Genomic DNA, 15,812 nt, shown 5'->3' with positions numbered 1-15,812 from the left:
CGGGCAGGTGCGGCGCGTGTCACGAATACATTCCCCGTGGCTGCGCCCGCGTTGCCTCCCACTAGGGTGTTTAGACGTGTCGAAGATTTCCCGGGACGATGTCGCCCATCTGGCGAATCTGGCCCGGCTCGCCCTGACCGAGGGTGAGCTGGACAGTTTCGCAGGCCAGCTCGATGCCATCCTGGCGCACGTCGGCAAGATTCAGGCCGTCGACGTCACCGGTATCGAGGCGACCGGCAATCCGCTCAAAGAGGTCAACATCACCCGGCCCGACGTCGAGGCGCCCAGCCTGGCGCAGGATCAGGCGCTGGCGGAGGCCCCGCGGGCCGAGGAGGGCCGGTTCGCCGTGCCCCGCATCTTGGGAGAAGCAGAGTGAGTGACCTGATCCGTTTCGACGCGGCCACGCTCGGCGAGAAGATCGCCGCCGGCGACGTGTCGGCCACCGAGGTCACCCAGGCGCACCTGGACCAGATCGCCGCCACCGACGAGACCTACCACGCCTTCCTGCACGTGGGCGCCCAGGAGGCGCTCGCCGCTGCCGCCGCCGTCGACAAGCAGGTGGCAGCCGGTGAGCCGCTGGCATCGCCGCTCGCCGGAGTTCCGTTGGCGCTCAAGGACGTTTTCACGACCACTGACGCGCCGACGACGGCCGGCTCGAAGATCCTGGAGGGCTGGCGGTCGCCGTACGACGCGACCGTCACCGCGCGGCTGCGCGCGGCCGGCATCCCGATCCTCGGCAAGACCAACATGGACGAGTTCGCCATGGGGTCGTCCACCGAGAACTCGGCCTACGGCCCGACCCGCAACCCCTGGGACGTCAACCGGGTTCCGGGTGGTTCCGGTGGCGGTAGCGCCGCCGCGCTCGCGGCGTTCCAGGCCCCGCTGGCGATCGGCACCGACACCGGTGGCTCGATCCGTCAGCCCGCCGCGCTGACCGCGACCGTCGGCGTCAAGCCCACCTACGGCACCGTCTCGCGGTACGGCCTGATCGCCTGCGCGTCGTCGCTGGACCAGGGCGGGCCATGCGCGCGCACGGTGCTCGACACCGCGCTGTTGCACCAGGTGATCGCCGGCCACGACCCGCGCGATTCCACCTCGGTCGACGCTGCTGTGCCCGACGTCGTGGGTGCGGCCCGCGCCGGCGCCACCGGTGACCTGAAGGGCGTCCGGATCGGTGTGGTCAAGCAGCTGCACACCGGCGAGGGCTACCAGCCCGGCGTGCTGTCGTCGTTCAACACCGCGGTGGACCAGCTGACCGAGCTCGGTGCCGAGATCACCGAGGTCGACTGCCCGCACTTCGACTACTCGCTGGCGGCCTACTACCTGATCCTGCCGTCCGAGGTGTCCTCGAACCTCGCGCGCTTCGACGCGATGCGCTACGGCCTGCGCGTCGGCGACGACGGCACCCACAGCGCCGAAGAGGTCATGGCGCTGACCCGCGCCGCCGGCTTCGGTCCGGAAGTCAAGCGCCGCATCATGATCGGCACATACGCCCTGTCCTCGGGCTACTACGACGCCTACTACAACCAGGCCCAGCGCGTGCGCACCCTGATCGCCCGCGACCTGGACCAGGCGTACGAGAAGGTCGACGTGCTCGTCACCCCGACGACCCCGACCACCGCTTTCGGGCTGGGCGAGAAGGTCGACGATCCGCTGGCGATGTACCTGTTCGACCTGTGCACGCTGCCGCTGAACCTGGCCGGCCACTGTGGCATGTCGGTACCGTCGGGCCTGTCGCCGGACGACAACCTGCCGGTCGGGCTGCAGATCATGGCGCCGGCGCTGGCCGACGACCGGCTGTACCGCGTCGGCGCGGCCTACGAAGCCGCGCGCGGCGCATTGCCGACCGCCGTCTAGCGGCAGTCGGCCGCTCGTTCAACAAGAACGAGAACCCGCGAGCGGGCAGTATGGGGTCATGCGGATAGGTGTGCTGACCGGTGGCGGTGACTGTCCTGGCCTGAATGCGGTGATCCGGGCGGTGGTCCGCACCTGCGATGCCCGGTACGGCTCGACGGTCGTCGGGTTCCGGGACGGCTGGCGTGGCCTGCTCGAGAATCGCCGCGAGCAGCTCAAGAACGACGACCGCAACGACCGGCTACTGGCCAAGGGCGGCACCATGCTGGGCACCGCGCGCGTCAACCCCGACAAGCTGCGGGCCGGGCTGGACCAGATCAAGCAGACGCTCGAGGACAACGGCATCGACGTGCTGATCCCGATCGGCGGAGAAGGCACGCTGACCGCGGCGCACTGGCTGGCCGAAGAGAACGTCCCCGTCGTGGGCGTGCCCAAGACCATCGACAACGACATCGATTGCACCGACGTCACTTTCGGCCACGACACGGCGCTGATGATCGCCACGGAAGCCATCGACCGCCTGCACAGCACGGCCGAGTCGCACCAGCGGGTGATGCTCGTCGAGGTGATGGGACGGCACGCGGGCTGGATCGCGCTCGGCGCCGGCATGGCGGCCGGCGCCCACATGACCCTGATCCCGGAACAGCCTTTCGACGTCGAAGAGGTGTGCCGGCTGGTGAAACAGCGCTTCGTGCGCGGTGATTCGCATTTCATCTGCGTCGTCGCCGAAGGCGCGCGACCGGCCGAGGGGTCAATGCAGTTGCGCGACGGCGGAATTGACGAATTCGGGCATGTGCGATTCACCGGCGTCGCGCAGCAGCTGGCCATCGAGATCGAGAAGCGGATCCGCAAGGAAGTGCGCACCACGGTGCTCGGCCACGTGCAGCGCGGCGGCACGCCGACGCCCCACGACCGGGTGCTGGCCACCCGGTTCGGGATCAATGCCGCCGACGCCGCACACGCGGGGGAGTACGGGATGATGGTGTCGTTGCAGGGCCAGGAGATCGGCCGGGTGCCGTTGGCCGACGCGGTAAGGCAATTGAAGCTCGTGCCGCAGAGCCGTTACGACGATGCCGCGGAGTTCTTCGGCTAGCGGTAGGCCTTCGGCAGCGGCATGCCCAGCTCGGACTCCACCGCGCGCAGCCGGCTCGGGTAGTCGGTGATGATGCCGTCGGCGCCGGCCGCGATCTGCGCCCGCATGGTGTCGGCGTCGTTGATCGTCCACGGGATCACCTCGAGCCCACGCGCATGTGCCCGGTCGATGAACGCCCGGTCGGCGACCAGTGCGAACCCCGGATCCTTCGGCGTGAGCCCGTAGGGGACCGAGTAGCCGGGGGACAGGATGTTCGCGCCGACCGACGCCGCTCCCGCGACCGGGTCGGTGACCACCGCCGGGTTCACGTCGGCCGTCCAGGCCGAGTTCGGCACCCACGTCGTCTCGTCCCACAGCGCCACCAGTGGGATACCGGGCTCCTGCTGACGGACCAGTGGCAGGCTGCGCCAGTCGAAACTCTGGATCTCGACCTTGTCGAGCTTGTCGGCGGACCGCACGGCGCCGAGGATGACGTCGACGAATTGCTTTGGCGTGGCCGAGGTTTCGGGCTTGTCGGCTTCGATCTTGGTCTCGATGTTGTACCGGACGGCGGCGTGGTGCGCGTCCGCGAGCGCGAAGACCTGATCGAGCGTGGCGATCTTGTTTCCGCTCACCACTTCGGCGGCCGGGAATCCGCTGAGCAGCTTGCCGCAGTCCAGTGTGTGCAGCTGGGCCCGCGTGAGGTCGTGCACGAGCTTGCCGACATAGGGGTATTGCGGGTCGCCGGCGAAGGCGGGGCCGGTGTCGGCGCACTTGTCGGGCTGGATGGCCGGGTCGTGCCACACCATGGGCGCGCCGTCCTTGGCGATGACGATGTCGAGTTCCAGTGTGGTGACGCCGAGTTCGATGGCCTTGGTGAACGCGCGCAGCGATTCCTCGGTGGTCTCGCCCCGTCCGCCGCGGTGCGCCTGCAGGTCGAAGGCGTCGGAATCGGCCGAGGCGACGGGCAGCGCCGTCAGCGCGAAGGTGGTCAGCAGGGCGCCGATGCGTGCGAGCATCCGCGGAGACTAACCGGGCCGGGGAAATGGCCGGTGAACGGCAACTAGGATCAGGCGCATGGCTGACGCAGACCTTCTCGACTACGACGACGTCCTCGCGACGTACGAGCCCGTCATGGGCATGGAAGTCCATGTCGAGCTGTCCACCGAGACCAAGATGTTCTGTGGCTGTGCGAACCGGTTCGGTGCCGAGCCGAACACGCTGGTGTGCCCGGTGTGCCTCGGCCTGCCCGGTGCCCTGCCGGTGGTCAACGAAGCGGCCGTGGAGTCCGCGATCCGGATCGGGCTGGCGCTGAACTGCGACATCGCGCCGTGGGGCCGGTTCGCCCGGAAGAACTACTTCTACCCGGATCAGCCGAAGAACTACCAGATCAGCCAGTACGACGAGCCCATCGCCGTCAACGGCTACCTCGACGTGCCGCTGGAGGACGGCACCACCTGGCGCGTCGAGATCGAGCGCGCCCACATGGAGGAGGACACCGGCAAGTTGACCCACCTGGGTAGCGACACCGGCCGCATCTCGGGCGCCACCACCTCGCTGGCCGACTTCAACCGGGCTGGGGTGCCGCTCGTCGAGATCGTCACCAAGCCCATCGAGGGCGCGGGCGAACGCGCCCCGGAGATCGCCCGCGCCTACGTCACCGCGCTGCGGGACCTGTTGCGCGGCTTGGACGTTTCCGATGTCCGCATGGACCAGGGCTCGATGCGCTGCGACTCGAACGTCTCGCTCAAGCTTAAGGGCGCCGCGGAGTTCGGCACCCGCACCGAGACCAAGAACGTCAACTCGCTCAAGAGCGTCGAGGTGGCGGTCCGCTACGAGATGCGCCGGCAGGCCGCCGTGCTGCAGTCCGGCGGCACCATCACGCAGGAGACCCGGCACTTCCACGAGGACGGGCACACCACGTCCGGGCGCAGCAAGGAAACCGCCGAGGATTACCGCTACTTCCCGGAGCCGGACCTCGAGCCCATCGCGCCGTCGGACGAGCTGGTGGAGCGGCTGCGCGGCACCATCCCCGAGCTTCCGTGGTTGGTGCGCAAGCGGATTCAGGACGACTGGGGCATCTCTGACGAGGTCATGCGCGACCTCGTCAACGCCGGCGCGGTCGAGCTGGTGGCCGCGACCGTCGAGCACGGCGCGTACAGTGAGGCGGCCCGCGCCTGGTGGGGCAACTTCCTCACCCAGAAGGCCAACGAGGGCGAAGTAACACTCGACGAGCTGGCCATCACGCCGGCCCAGGTCGCCGCGGTGGTCAAGCTGGTCGACGACGGCAAGCTGTCCAACAAGCTGGCCCGCCAGGTCGTCGAGGGCGTGCTGGCCGGCGAGGGTGAGCCCGAGCAGGTGATGAACGACCGCGGACTGGTTGTGGTGCGCGATGATTCGCTCATCCAGGCGGCCATCGACGAGGCGCTCGCGGCGCAGCCGGACATCGCCGACAAGATCCGCGGTGGCAAGGTCCAGGCCGCGGGTGCGATCGTCGGCGCGGTGATGAAGGCGACCAAGGGGCAGGCCGACGCGGCACGCGTGCGCGAACTGGTGATCGCGGCCTGCAGCTAGCGCAACACTTCCTGCGGCGCGGGCGCGGTCGTCGGCTTGAGTGACGACACGCCCGCGACGCAGTAGCCCGCGATCACGAAACACACCGCGGCGCAGGGCAGATTGCCGGTCGGGGTGCCCGCGCCGGTGACGCCGTCGATGGCGCCGGCGAAGTCGGGCAGCGCGGCCAGCCAGAGCACCGTGAAGGTCAGCAGGTACAGCACGCCGAACACCCGCACGTACGAACTCGGGTGCTGCGTGCCGACCCGGCGCGTGATCCGCCAGTCCTGAATGAGGACCGGCACCGCCACGAACGTGAATATCGCCATCTCCACCCCGAGGACCACGTACTGCGTCGCGCTGTGGTGGGCGGAGAGCAACGTCGGCAGGCTGAACAGCCCCATGAGGACCGGTGCCAGCACGCTGACGACCGCTGTGCGCCAGGCCAACGACACCGCACCCGGTGGTGTGCCTGCGGCTACCCGGCGCCCGACCAGGACGTGCACCAGGAAGGCGACCGCCGCGGGCCCGACCACCGCGAGGCTGACCCAGCTGCTCACCGGCACGCAGCCGAGCGTCGGGTGATTCAGGGGGTTCGCGGTGTTCCAGACCCACCAGCGCAGCTGCGGACCGAGATGGTCGAACACGCCGTAGACGCAGCCGTGCACGAAGCCGACGCAGATGGCGCCGACGACCGCGCCGCGCCGTTCGAAGACGCCGGTGGCGCGGACGATGTCATAGGCCAGGGTGATGGTCGCCGGGTACAGCGCCACGATGTACAGCGGTAGCCGTCCGTCGACGAAATCGACGCTGAACACGTTGTGCACCAGCATGACTCCGAGCCGGGTGCCGGCGAAGATGTCCGGTGGATGCCGGGGGAGTTCGGTCGCCACCGCGTAGACCAGCGACGCCAGCCAGATGGCGATCCCGGTCGGGTCGCGCCGGACCCGCCGCAGCGCGTAGGCCAGGGCGAGTGCCGCGCCGACCAGCATCAGCAACTCGACGACCGGCATGGTCCAGTGGGCCAGGGTCAGGGGGTTGCGCAGTTTGACCCAGGACTCGTCGTCGCAGGAAAAGCCCAGGTAGCCGGCCAGCCGAGCGAAGTCGGCCGGGCACGCGCGCATCATCGAGCGACCCTCACGTCGGGCGCCAAATTACGTCTTGTCGTCCGTGCTACGCGGGAATCCGCCCTGCGGGAACAGCGGGAACACGACGTCGTCGAACTTCTCGACGTCGCCGGCCGTCTTGTTCACCGTGGCGCCCCAGACGTTGCCGTCGGGGGAGAGCTTCAGCGCGAAGACGTGGCCGTGGGTGTCGGTGCGGAGGGCCTCGGGGTCACCCGTGACCGCGCCGGTCTCCTTCGACAGCCGGACGGCCACCGTCTTCTTGGTGTTGACGAGGTTGACCATGACGGTGTCGTCGGTCGCCACACAGCCCGCGACACCGGGTCGGTCGGGCCAGCTCCACACCGTCGACACCTTCGAGTCCTTGGTGATCCGCTGCAGCCGGTCGCCGGTCGGGGTCCGGTCGGTGACGTACAAGGAGCCGCTGGCACCGTCGATGCACAGCCCGCCGCCGGAACCCATGCCCGACAGCGCGGTGGTCGGGGGCGCCTGGCCCACCGTCGTCGGCTGCTCGATGCGCAACAGCTTGCCCGCCAGCGAAGCCGGATCGGCTGCGGCCGCGGGGTTTCCGGCGTCCCCGGTGAGCACCACGAGGGTCGTCGGGCTGCTGAAGATCAGCGCTCCGGTGTTGCCTGTGGGGCCCTTGGGAATCCCGGTGAGGATGGGCTTCGGCACGTCGCCGTCGGCGATGCGGACCACCCGGTTGTCGGTCGGCGTGGTGATGTACGCGTACATCAGCCGGTCCTGTTGGTAGCTCGGCGACAGCACGATGTCCATGAGCCCGCCGTCACCGGAGGCGTCGACCGGGATCACGGTCTTGACCTTGGGTTCCGCCGTCGTCGAGATGTTCTTGACGGCGCCGGTGACGCGTTCGGCGACGATCGCCGACTTGCTGTCGCCACCCATGATCAGGCCGCTGGTGCTCTCCAGGCAGCCCTGCAGCACGGCCGGCGCCGGGCACGCCTTGGGGAACGGGTTCGGCGGCAGCGGCGGCGGAGGCGGTGGCGGCGAGCTGGGCGCCCCGCCGAGGTCGGGCTCGATGGTGAACGGCTCGGACGCCGCCGAATCGAAACGGGCGCAGCCGGGCAGCGCCAGCAAAGCGATGGCGCACAACGCCAGGACCCGTCGAGCGGGTGCAGAGCCGGAACGCTCAGGCCGATGTCGGGGCCTCGTCAGCGCAGTCTGCGTCGACCGCCGCAATGTCATGCCCGCCAGGTTACGGACTGTTCGAGGATGCTCGCCACGTCGGGGCCGCGCGCCGGGCCGGGCAAATCCCGTGAACAAGCCGGTCAAACCACCGCTTAAATCCACGGTCAGCAGTGCAGTTGCACTTACCCTGGCAACTATGACCAGTACTTCCCATGACTCGCGCGCATGGCGACGGCCCGACGAGTCGGCCGCCAGGCCCGCGTCGGCACGCCTGGTCGATCCAGAAGACGACCTGCCCATCACGACCTACCGCGGCGGTGCCGGCGCAGAGGGCGGTGAGACCGCCGCGACCACCGCCATCCCGCGGTTCGACAACGCGTCGTCCGACGAGGCGACCGAGGTGACGCCTGCGTCGTCGTCGACGCCGTCCTCGATGGCGTTCGATCTCATGCACGAACCCGAGCCGCTGCCGTACGTGCAACCTCGGGAGCGGCGTGCCGAGCAGGCCTCCGACGCATTGGGGCCCGCCGAGATCGAGCCCGACCCCGAGACCGACGCCCGGGTACGCGTCGCCAAGCGCCGCGGCACCCAGGACCTGGGACTCATGGTGTTGCGCGTCGGCCTCGGCGCCTGGCTGGTGGTCCACGGACTGCAGAAGGCATTCGGCTGGTGGGGCGGCCAGGGCCTGAACGGGTACGAGCACGCGCTGGCCGCCGCCGGCTTCCAGCACGCGGGGATACTGACCTACCTCGCCACCGGGGCGCAGATCGGCGCCGGTGTCCTGCTGGTCCTGGGGCTGTTCACCCCGGTCGCCGCGGCGGTCGCGGTGGGCTACCTGATGAACGCGCTCGCCGTCGAGGTGGCCGCGCAACCCGTGCACGGCTACTTCCCGTATTTCCTGCCCGAGGGCCACGAGTACCTGGTGACCATGATCGTGCTCGCCGCGGCGCTGACCCTGACGGGGCCGGGGCTCTACGGCTTCGACGCCGGACGCGGTTGGGCCCGCCGGCCGTTCATCGGGTCGATCCTGTGCCTGTTGCTCGGCATCGGCGCGGGCGTCGGCGCGTGGCTGCTGCTGAACGGATCAAACCCGCTGCACTGAGCGTGATCGACGCTTGCTTCGACCGCGGCGCCGGCTCACTCGTTGTACGGATTGGGCACGACGCCGCCGCTGGCGGCGGTCAGCACCGGCAGTGACGCGAACGTCACACCCGGCAGGCGCAGCTCGGTACCGTCGGTCAATTCGGCCTTGGCCCACTTGGAGCGGTCGAAACGCAGTCCCTTGATGTCCTGCCACGTCACCGTCCGGCTGCCGAGCAGCGACCGCGCCGTGACGCCCTTCTTGTCCGCCACGGTGCGGTAGCGAATCACCATCGCCGACAACACGATCGGGATGACGAGCAGCACCGCGCACCAGGCCGGCCCGGCGAACACCAGCGCCAGCAGGCCGATGGCGAAGAACCCCACCGCCAGATGGGCGACCCCCGGGATCTTGATCACGACGGGCTGGGGTGCGGTCGAAGCGGTTCGGCGGCTCACGCCATTCATCTTCCCAGGCGGCGGGTCGGCCGGTCGCCGGGTGTGTCCGGCAACGGAACTGATTTGACCTGCGCGCGCCGCGAGGACTACCGTCACCGTTATGCAGACCTCGGCATTGCTTGTAGTAACTGGGCGCGTTGGTGCGTGACCAGGCTGACTAAGCCGACTACAAGCATCGACGCGCAACCCTCGTACAGCAGCAGACGCTGACGGGGGTTTTTTGTTTGCCCGGGAACGCCAAAACCGCAACACGATCAAGAGGACAAGAGTGAGCGCACCCACCACGCGACCGCCAGAGTCGACGCCGCAGCCCAACGGAGCGGGCGGCCCCAGCGGCACGGTGAACGGTTCTTCCAAGGCCGTTGCCCCGCAACAGATGACCGGTGCCCAGGCCGTCGTCCGGTCGCTCGAGGAACTCGACGTCGACACCATCTTCGGCATCCCCGGTGGTGCCGTGCTGCCGGTCTACGACCCGCTGTTCGACTCGAAGAAGGTGCGCCACGTGCTGGTGCGGCACGAGCAGGGCGCCGGCCACGCCGCGTCGGGCTACGCGCACGCCACCGGCAAGGTCGGCGTGATGATGGCCACCTCGGGCCCCGGCGCCACCAACCTGGTCACGCCGCTGGCCGACGCGCAGATGGACTCGATCCCGGTCGTCGCGATCACCGGCCAGGTCGGCCGCGGGCTGATCGGCACCGACGCCTTCCAGGAAGCCGACATCTCCGGCATCACCATGCCGATCACGAAGCACAACTTCCTGGTCCGCAACGGTGACGACATCGCCAAGGTGATCGCCGAGGCGTTCCACATCGCCGCCTCCGGCCGTCCCGGCGCCGTCCTCGTCGACATCCCGAAGGACGTGCTGCAGGGTCAGTGCACCTTCAGCTGGCCGCCGGTCATCGACCTGCCCGGCTACAAGCCGAACACCAAGCCGCACAGCCGCCAGATCCGTGAGGCCGCCAAGCTGATCGCCGCGTCGCGCAAGCCCGTGCTGTACGTCGGTGGCGGCGTCATCCGCGGCGAGGCGTCCGCCGAGCTGCTGGAGCTCGCCGAGCTGACCGGCATTCCCGTCGTGACCACCCTGATGGCGCGCGGCGCGTTCCCCGACAGCCACCCGCAGCACATGGGCATGCCCGGCATGCACGGCACGGTCTCCGCCGTGGCGGCGCTGCAGAAGAGTGACCTGCTGATCGCCCTCGGCACCCGCTTCGACGACCGGGTCACCGGCCAGCTGTCGTCGTTCGCGCCCGACGCCAAGGTGATCCACGCCGACATCGACCCCGCCGAGATCGGCAAGAACCGGCACGCCGACGTGCCGATCGTCGGTGACATCAAGAACGTCATCGTCGACCTGCTCGCGGCGCTGCGCCGTGACGGTGTCGCCGCCGACACGCTGGACCTCGCCGACTGGTGGACCTACCTGAACGGCGTCAAGGACACGTACCCGCTGAGCTACGGCCCGCAGAGCGACGGCAGCCTCTCGCCGGAGTACGTCATCGAGAAGCTGGGCCAGATCGCCGGGCCGGACGCGCTGTACGTCGCGGGCGTCGGTCAGCACCAGATGTGGGCCGCGCAGTTCATCAAGTACGAGAACCCGAAGACCTGGCTGAACTCGGGCGGTCTCGGCACCATGGGCTTCTCCATCCCGGCCGCGATGGGCGCCAAGTTCGCCCGCCCGGAGGCCGAGGTGTGGGCCATCGACGGCGACGGCTGCTTCCAGATGACCAATCAGGAGCTGGCCACCTGCGCCCTCGAAGGGGCGCCGATCAAGGTTGCGCTGATCAACAACGGCAACCTGGGCATGGTGCGGCAGTGGCAGACGCTGTTCTACGACGAGCGCTACTCCAACACCAACCTGTCGACGCACTCGCACCGCATCCCCGACTTCGTGATGCTGGCCGAGGCGCTGGGTTGCGTCGGTCTGCGCTGCGAGCGTGCCGAGGACGTCGAGGACGTCATCCGGCAGGCCCGCGAGATCAACGACCGCCCCGTCGTCATCGACTTCATCGTCGGCGCCGACGCCCAGGTGTGGCCGATGGTCGCCGCAGGCACCAGCAATGACGAGATCATGGCGGCGCGCGATATCCGTCCGCTGTTCGACAACGAGGATCAGGTGTAAGCGCCATGTCGACCACTCACACACTCTCGGTCCTCGTCGAGGACACCCCCGGTGTGCTCGCCCGCGTGGCGGCACTGTTCTCGCGGCGTGGCTTCAACATCCAGTCGCTCGCGGTCGGCGCCACTGAGCAGAAGAACATGTCCCGGATGACCATCGTCGTCTCGGTCGAAGAGCAGCTGCCGCTGGAGCAGATCACCAAGCAGCTCAACAAGCTGATCAACGTCATCAAGATCGTCGAGCAGGAGCCGGACAACTCCGTCTCCCGCGAGCTGGCGCTGATCAAGGTGCGGGCCGACGCCACCACCCGTGGCCAGGTCATCGAGGCCGTCAACCTGTTCCGCGCCAAGGTCGTCGACGTGTCGACCGAATCGCTGACCGTGGAGGCCACCGGCACTCAGGAGAAGCTCGACGCATTGCTGCGAGTGCTGGAGCCGTATGGTATTCGCGAGCTGGTGCAGTCCGGTGTGGTCTCGCTGGCGCGCGGCCCGCGCGGCATCGGCGCGGCCAAGTAACCGAGCTGGACCCCGAACCAAACTTCAACAACAGAAACAAAGGGTAAGGAAAAGCAAGTGGCAGTTGAGATGTTCTATGACGACGACGCGGACCTGTCGATCATCCAGGGGCGCAAGGTCGGCGTCATCGGCTACGGCAGCCAGGGACACGCGCATTCGCTTTCGCTGCGCGACTCGGGTGTGCAGGTCAAGGTCGGCCTGAAGGAGTGCTCGAAGTCCCGCGAGAAGGTCACCGAGCAGGGCCTCGAGGTCGACACCCCGGCCGAGGTCGCCAAGTGGGCCGACGTCATCATGCTGCTGGCGCCCGACACCGCGCAGGCCGAGATCTTCACCAACGACATCGAGCCGAACCTGGAAGACGGCAACGCGCTGTTCTTCGGCCACGGCCTCAACATCCACTTCGGCCTGATCAAGCCGCCGGCCAACGTCACCATCGGCATGGTCGCCCCGAAGGGCCCCGGCCACCTCGTGCGTCGTCAGTTCGTCGACGGCAAGGGTGTGCCCGCGCTGATCGCCGTGCACCAGGACCCCAAGGGTGAGGGCCAGGCGCTGGCGCTGTCCTACGCCAAGGGCATCGGTGGCACCCGCGCCGGCGTCATCAAGACCGACTTCAAGGAAGAGACCGAGACCGACCTGTTCGGTGAGCAGGCCGTCCTCTGTGGTGGCACCGAGGAACTGGTCAAGGCCGGTTTCGAGGTCATGGTCGAGGCCGGTTACGCGCCGGAGATGGCCTACTTCGAGGTGCTGCACGAGCTCAAGCTCATCGTCGACCTGATGTACGAGGGTGGCATCGCCCGCATGAACTACTCGGTGTCCGACACCGCTGAGTTCGGTGGCTACCTGTCCGGCCCGCGCGTCATCGACGCCGACACCAAGGAGCGCATGCGCGCCATCCTGAAGGACATCCAGGACGGCACCTTCGTCAAGCGCCTCGTCGCCAACGTCGAGGGCGGCAACAAGGAGCTCGAGGGTCTGCGCAAGGCCAACGCCGAGCACCCGATCGAGGTCACCGGCAAGAAGCTGCGCGACCTGATGAGCTGGGTCGACCGGCCGATCACCGAGACCGCCTAGTTTCAACCGCCGACAGGCCAGTTGTCGCACGCGATTCGCGAAAAAGCGTGCGGTGACTGGCCTTTCGGCTTTTCAGTAGAGGGTGTACCCGATGCCGGCCAGGGCGCGGGCGACGTTGCGGCCGTCGGCACTGCCGGGCAGCTTCACGGACCGGTCGATGTCGAGGCCCTCGCCCGCCACGCCGTAGAAATCGGTGGACACGGGATCGTCGGGTTCGGGCGGTTCGATGCGGCCATCGGGGTAGATGGCCTGCGCGCGCATGGCCCACATGCTCCGCTCGGCGGCGATCACGTGATACCCGCACAACGGCGGGCGCATCTGATAGAGCTCCAGATCGCCGACGGCGAACCACCGATCATTGGGTACCGCGCCCACCAGACGGGCGGTTCCTACGAACGTCACCTCATCACGCTAAGCCGGGCCGGCGGGGTATTCCGACGCCAATTTGGGTGCCGAAGCTGTCGTTGCTGGTAGATGACGCGTGTTCCGAGTGGATCACCGCGCCCTGACCGCAGAATCACCAACGCGTGCATTGACTCTGCGCCAGCGGCATTGGCCACTCGAACGTTCCAGCCACAGCCGCAGGGTCAACCAGTCACCGCGATCGACTCTGCGGCCACGGCGGCGTCCTCTCGACATTTGTCGCCCTCAGCGCGGAATGAAAGCGGACCGCCCTGACGGTGCGCACTGATCATCACAGCACGCGACACGCCGGGCGCGGGCGGCGAGCGACGAACTACCCGCCCAACCGGTCCGCGACCGTGACGACCCGCCGCGCCAGGTGATCCAATGCCGCGTAGGTGTTGTCGTCGAACTGGCGGATGTTGTCGTGATTGGCCAGCAGGCTCACACCGTAGGGGTTGCCGTCGGCGAACTTGAGCGGGTCGGTGTAACCGGGCGGCACGAGGATGCCACCCCAGTGCATCAGCGTGATGTAGAGCGACAGCAGCGTCGTCTCCTGGCCGCCGTGCGCGGTGTTGGTCGAGGTGAACCCGGCGTACACCTTGTCCGCCAACACGCCCTTCGACCACAGGCCGCCGAGGGAGTCCAGGAACCCGCGCAGCTGCGAGGCGACCGAGCCGAAGCGGGTCGGTGAGCCGAAGATCACCGCGTCGGCCCAGACGATGTCGTCACCGGTAGCGGCCGGAAGGTCTTTGGTCGCTTCGTAATTCGCGGTCCACGCCGAGTTGTGCGCGAACGACTCGGGGGCAGCGGTCTCGGCGACGGGCCGCAGCCGCACCTCGGCGCCGCACGATTCCGCGGTGCTCGCGACCCGTTGCGCCATGGAGCTGCCGTGCCCGGTCGCGGAGTAATAGATCACAGAAAGCTTGGCCATGCGCCAAGCCAACACTATGGCGCTAGCGACGGCAGCGTCTTCACCCCGAATTCACGACGCAGCACGGTACGCGCGGCGTACAGACCGGCCATGCCGTGCACGCCGGTGCCCGGCGGGGTGGCCGACGAGCAGACATACGCCTTGGGGATGGGTGTGGTCCAGGGGTTGGCCCGCAGCGTCGGCCCGATCATCGCGGCCTTGAGCGTCGCGCCGCCGACGATGATGTCGCCGTCGACGTAGTTGGCGTTGTGCCGTGACATCTCGGCGGCCGGCACCGCGCGCGCCGCCAGCACCAGATCGCGGAAACCCGGTGCGGCGTCTTCGAACAACGCGATGACGGTGTCGGTCTGGTCGACGGTCGAGCCGGCCGGCACATGACAGTAGGTCCACAGCGGCCGACGGCCCTGGGCGTCGATGCGTGAAGGATCGGCCAGGTGCGGCAGCGAGGCCAGGGTCATCGGGTGCTCGGCATGGCGGCCGTGCCAGATCTCGCGCTCTGCGTGTGCCATCTGGGCCCGGGTGCCGCCGAGGTGGACGGTGGGCGACGACGCCATTCGTGGATCGCGCCAGGGGATTTCACCCGACAGCACGAAGTCGATCTTGCAGACGCCGGGCCCGAATTTGTAGCGGCGCAAGGCTTTTGCGTAACGGTCGGGAACCGCGGGTCCGTAGATGTCGAGCAGCGCGGTCGGCGAGGTGTCGTAGATGGCCACGCCGCCGGGCGGGCTGGTCACGGGGGAGTCGGTGATGAGCTCGCCGCCGTGCGCGCGCAGGTCGGCGATGAGCGCATCGGTGATGGTCTGGGTGCCACCGACGGGGACGGGCCAGCCCGCCGTGTGCGCGACGGTGGTGAGCATGATGCCTGCGCCGCTGTTGACGGGCGATGGCATGGGGTGGATGGCGTGCGTGCCGACGCCGGTGAACAGGGCCTGCGCGTCGTCGCCGCGCAGCAGGCGCCACGCCGGACTGCCCTGGGCCAGGACGCGCAGCCCGGCCCGCACGGTGCTCGGCAGGTCCGGCGGCACCGACCGTTTGTCACCGAGGAAGAAGCCGAGGACGCCGTCGACGTGCTCGACCAGAGGGCCCAGCAGCCGCCGCCACGAGGAGCCGTGTTCGAGCTCGGCGCAGGTGCGCTCCAGCGAGTGGTAAGCGATGGCGGCTCCGCCGGAAGGCAGGGGATTGGCGTACGAGATCTCCGGCGTCACCATCTGCACCCCGCGGGCGGCGAGGTCGAACTCCGCGAAGAACGGCGACACGACCCCCAGCGGGTGTACCGCCGAGCAGACGTCGTGCAAAACGCCTGGATATTCCGGGTCGGGGGCGCTGCGCGCGCCGCCGCCGGGCGTCGGCTGACCTTCGATGACCCGGACCGACAGCCCCGCTCGTGCGCAGATGACGGCCGCGGCCAGGCCATTCGGTCCACTACCGACGACGGTGACGTCCACCACGTCGATGGTAGTGACGGCCGCTGACAACGCAGCTC

15 protein-coding genes are annotated in these 15,812 nt (G+C 68.7%); 8 read left to right on the top strand and 7 right to left on the bottom strand.

The genetic code is table 11. The features are described 5' to 3' along the window. Positions 1 to 76: 76 nt before the first annotated feature. Genes gatC through G6N46_RS07765 form a run of 3 tightly spaced genes read left to right on the top strand, consistent with a single transcriptional unit; the run spans position 77 to position 2,947 of the window. Positions 77 to 376, top strand: coding sequence for an Asp-tRNA(Asn)/Glu-tRNA(Gln) amidotransferase subunit GatC (gene gatC / locus G6N46_RS07775; protein ID WP_138248752.1), 300 nt, complete (start codon positions 77 to 79; stop codon positions 374 to 376). Then, positions 373 to 1,857 (top strand): Asp-tRNA(Asn)/Glu-tRNA(Gln) amidotransferase subunit GatA, encoded by a 1,485-nt coding sequence (gatA, locus tag G6N46_RS07770; RefSeq protein WP_138248753.1) that lies wholly within the window; start codon positions 373 to 375, stop codon positions 1,855 to 1,857. The genes gatC and gatA overlap by 4 nt, the downstream gene beginning before the upstream one ends. Before the next feature lie 58 nt (positions 1,858 to 1,915). Further along, on the top strand, positions 1,916 to 2,947 hold the full coding sequence (locus tag G6N46_RS07765) for an ATP-dependent 6-phosphofructokinase (RefSeq protein WP_029105781.1): 1,032 nt from the start codon (positions 1,916 to 1,918) through the stop codon (positions 2,945 to 2,947). Here the strand turns inward: G6N46_RS07765 and G6N46_RS07760 are convergent. Beyond that, entirely contained in the window at positions 2,944 to 3,945 is a 1,002-nt protein-coding gene (locus G6N46_RS07760) for a glycerophosphodiester phosphodiesterase family protein (protein WP_138248754.1), read from the bottom strand. The genes G6N46_RS07765 and G6N46_RS07760 overlap by 4 nt on opposite strands. A 58-nt stretch (positions 3,946 to 4,003) precedes the next feature. On the opposite strand from G6N46_RS07760, the gene gatB reads away from it, so the two are divergent. Then, positions 4,004 to 5,500 carry an Asp-tRNA(Asn)/Glu-tRNA(Gln) amidotransferase subunit GatB gene (gene gatB, locus G6N46_RS07755; protein ID WP_138248755.1) on the top strand — a complete coding sequence of 499 codons (1,497 nt, stop codon included), beginning with the start codon at positions 4,004 to 4,006 and terminating at the stop codon, positions 5,498 to 5,500. Here the strand turns inward: gatB and G6N46_RS07750 are convergent. Both G6N46_RS07750 and G6N46_RS07745 read right to left on the bottom strand, forming a co-directional pair. Further along, positions 5,497 to 6,606 (bottom strand): hypothetical protein, encoded by a 1,110-nt coding sequence (locus tag G6N46_RS07750; protein WP_064857674.1) that lies wholly within the window; start codon positions 6,604 to 6,606, stop codon positions 5,497 to 5,499. The two genes, gatB and G6N46_RS07750, sit on opposite strands and share 4 nt — an antisense overlap. A gap of 27 nt (positions 6,607 to 6,633) precedes the next feature. Further along, positions 6,634 to 7,809, bottom strand: coding sequence for a PQQ-dependent sugar dehydrogenase (locus tag G6N46_RS07745; RefSeq protein ID WP_191260188.1), 1,176 nt, complete (start codon positions 7,807 to 7,809; stop codon positions 6,634 to 6,636). Between the two features lie 139 nt (positions 7,810 to 7,948). Here G6N46_RS07745 and G6N46_RS07740 point away from each other — a divergent pair, with 139 nt between their 5' ends. Continuing rightward, positions 7,949 to 8,854 (top strand): DoxX family protein, encoded by a 906-nt coding sequence (locus G6N46_RS07740; RefSeq protein WP_138248756.1) that lies wholly within the window; start codon positions 7,949 to 7,951, stop codon positions 8,852 to 8,854. A gap of 35 nt (positions 8,855 to 8,889) precedes the next feature. Here the strand turns inward: G6N46_RS07740 and G6N46_RS07735 are convergent, their stop codons facing one another. After that, positions 8,890 to 9,300, bottom strand: coding sequence for a PH domain-containing protein (locus G6N46_RS07735; protein WP_138248757.1), 411 nt, complete (start codon positions 9,298 to 9,300; stop codon positions 8,890 to 8,892). A gap of 259 nt (positions 9,301 to 9,559) precedes the next feature. Here G6N46_RS07735 and G6N46_RS07730 point away from each other — a divergent pair, with 259 nt between their 5' ends. The 3 genes from G6N46_RS07730 to ilvC all read left to right on the top strand — a co-directional run bounded on the left by G6N46_RS07730 (position 9,560) and on the right by ilvC (position 12,993). Next, the gene (locus G6N46_RS07730) at positions 9,560 to 11,410 is read left to right on the top strand and encodes an acetolactate synthase large subunit (RefSeq protein ID WP_138248758.1); all 1,851 of its coding nucleotides are present in this window, start codon (positions 9,560 to 9,562) and stop codon (positions 11,408 to 11,410) included. A 5-nt stretch (positions 11,411 to 11,415) separates the two neighbouring features. Beyond that, positions 11,416 to 11,922, top strand: coding sequence for an acetolactate synthase small subunit (gene ilvN / locus G6N46_RS07725; RefSeq protein ID WP_061001088.1), 507 nt, complete (start codon positions 11,416 to 11,418; stop codon positions 11,920 to 11,922). 69 nt (positions 11,923 to 11,991) lie between these two features. Next, positions 11,992 to 12,993 (top strand): ketol-acid reductoisomerase, encoded by a 1,002-nt coding sequence (ilvC, locus tag G6N46_RS07720; protein ID WP_174814116.1) that lies wholly within the window; start codon positions 11,992 to 11,994, stop codon positions 12,991 to 12,993. A gap of 72 nt (positions 12,994 to 13,065) precedes the next feature. Here the strand turns inward: ilvC and G6N46_RS07715 are convergent, their stop codons facing one another. The 3 genes from G6N46_RS07715 to G6N46_RS07705 all read right to left on the bottom strand — a co-directional run bounded on the left by G6N46_RS07715 (position 13,066) and on the right by G6N46_RS07705 (position 15,777). Then, positions 13,066 to 13,395, bottom strand: coding sequence for a hypothetical protein (locus tag G6N46_RS07715; RefSeq protein ID WP_135356618.1), 330 nt, complete (start codon positions 13,393 to 13,395; stop codon positions 13,066 to 13,068). Positions 13,396 to 13,729: 334 nt separating this feature from the next. Then, positions 13,730 to 14,329: an NAD(P)H:quinone oxidoreductase gene (gene wrbA, locus G6N46_RS07710; protein WP_138248760.1), complete on the bottom strand. Its 600-nt coding sequence runs from the start codon at positions 14,327 to 14,329 to the stop codon at positions 13,730 to 13,732. A 14-nt stretch (positions 14,330 to 14,343) separates the two neighbouring features. Continuing rightward, positions 14,344 to 15,777: a phytoene desaturase family protein gene (locus tag G6N46_RS07705; RefSeq protein ID WP_322790397.1), complete on the bottom strand. Its 1,434-nt coding sequence runs from the start codon at positions 15,775 to 15,777 to the stop codon at positions 14,344 to 14,346. Between the last annotated feature and the right edge of the window lie 35 nt (positions 15,778 to 15,812).

Origin of the sequence: Mycolicibacterium phocaicum (assembly GCF_010731115.1) — a bacterium.
Taxonomy (GTDB): Bacteria; Actinomycetota; Actinomycetes; order Mycobacteriales; family Mycobacteriaceae; genus Mycobacterium; species Mycobacterium phocaicum.
Note: the sequence above shows the minus strand (reverse complement) of the source record. Positions and strands in the feature narration are given on the sequence as shown.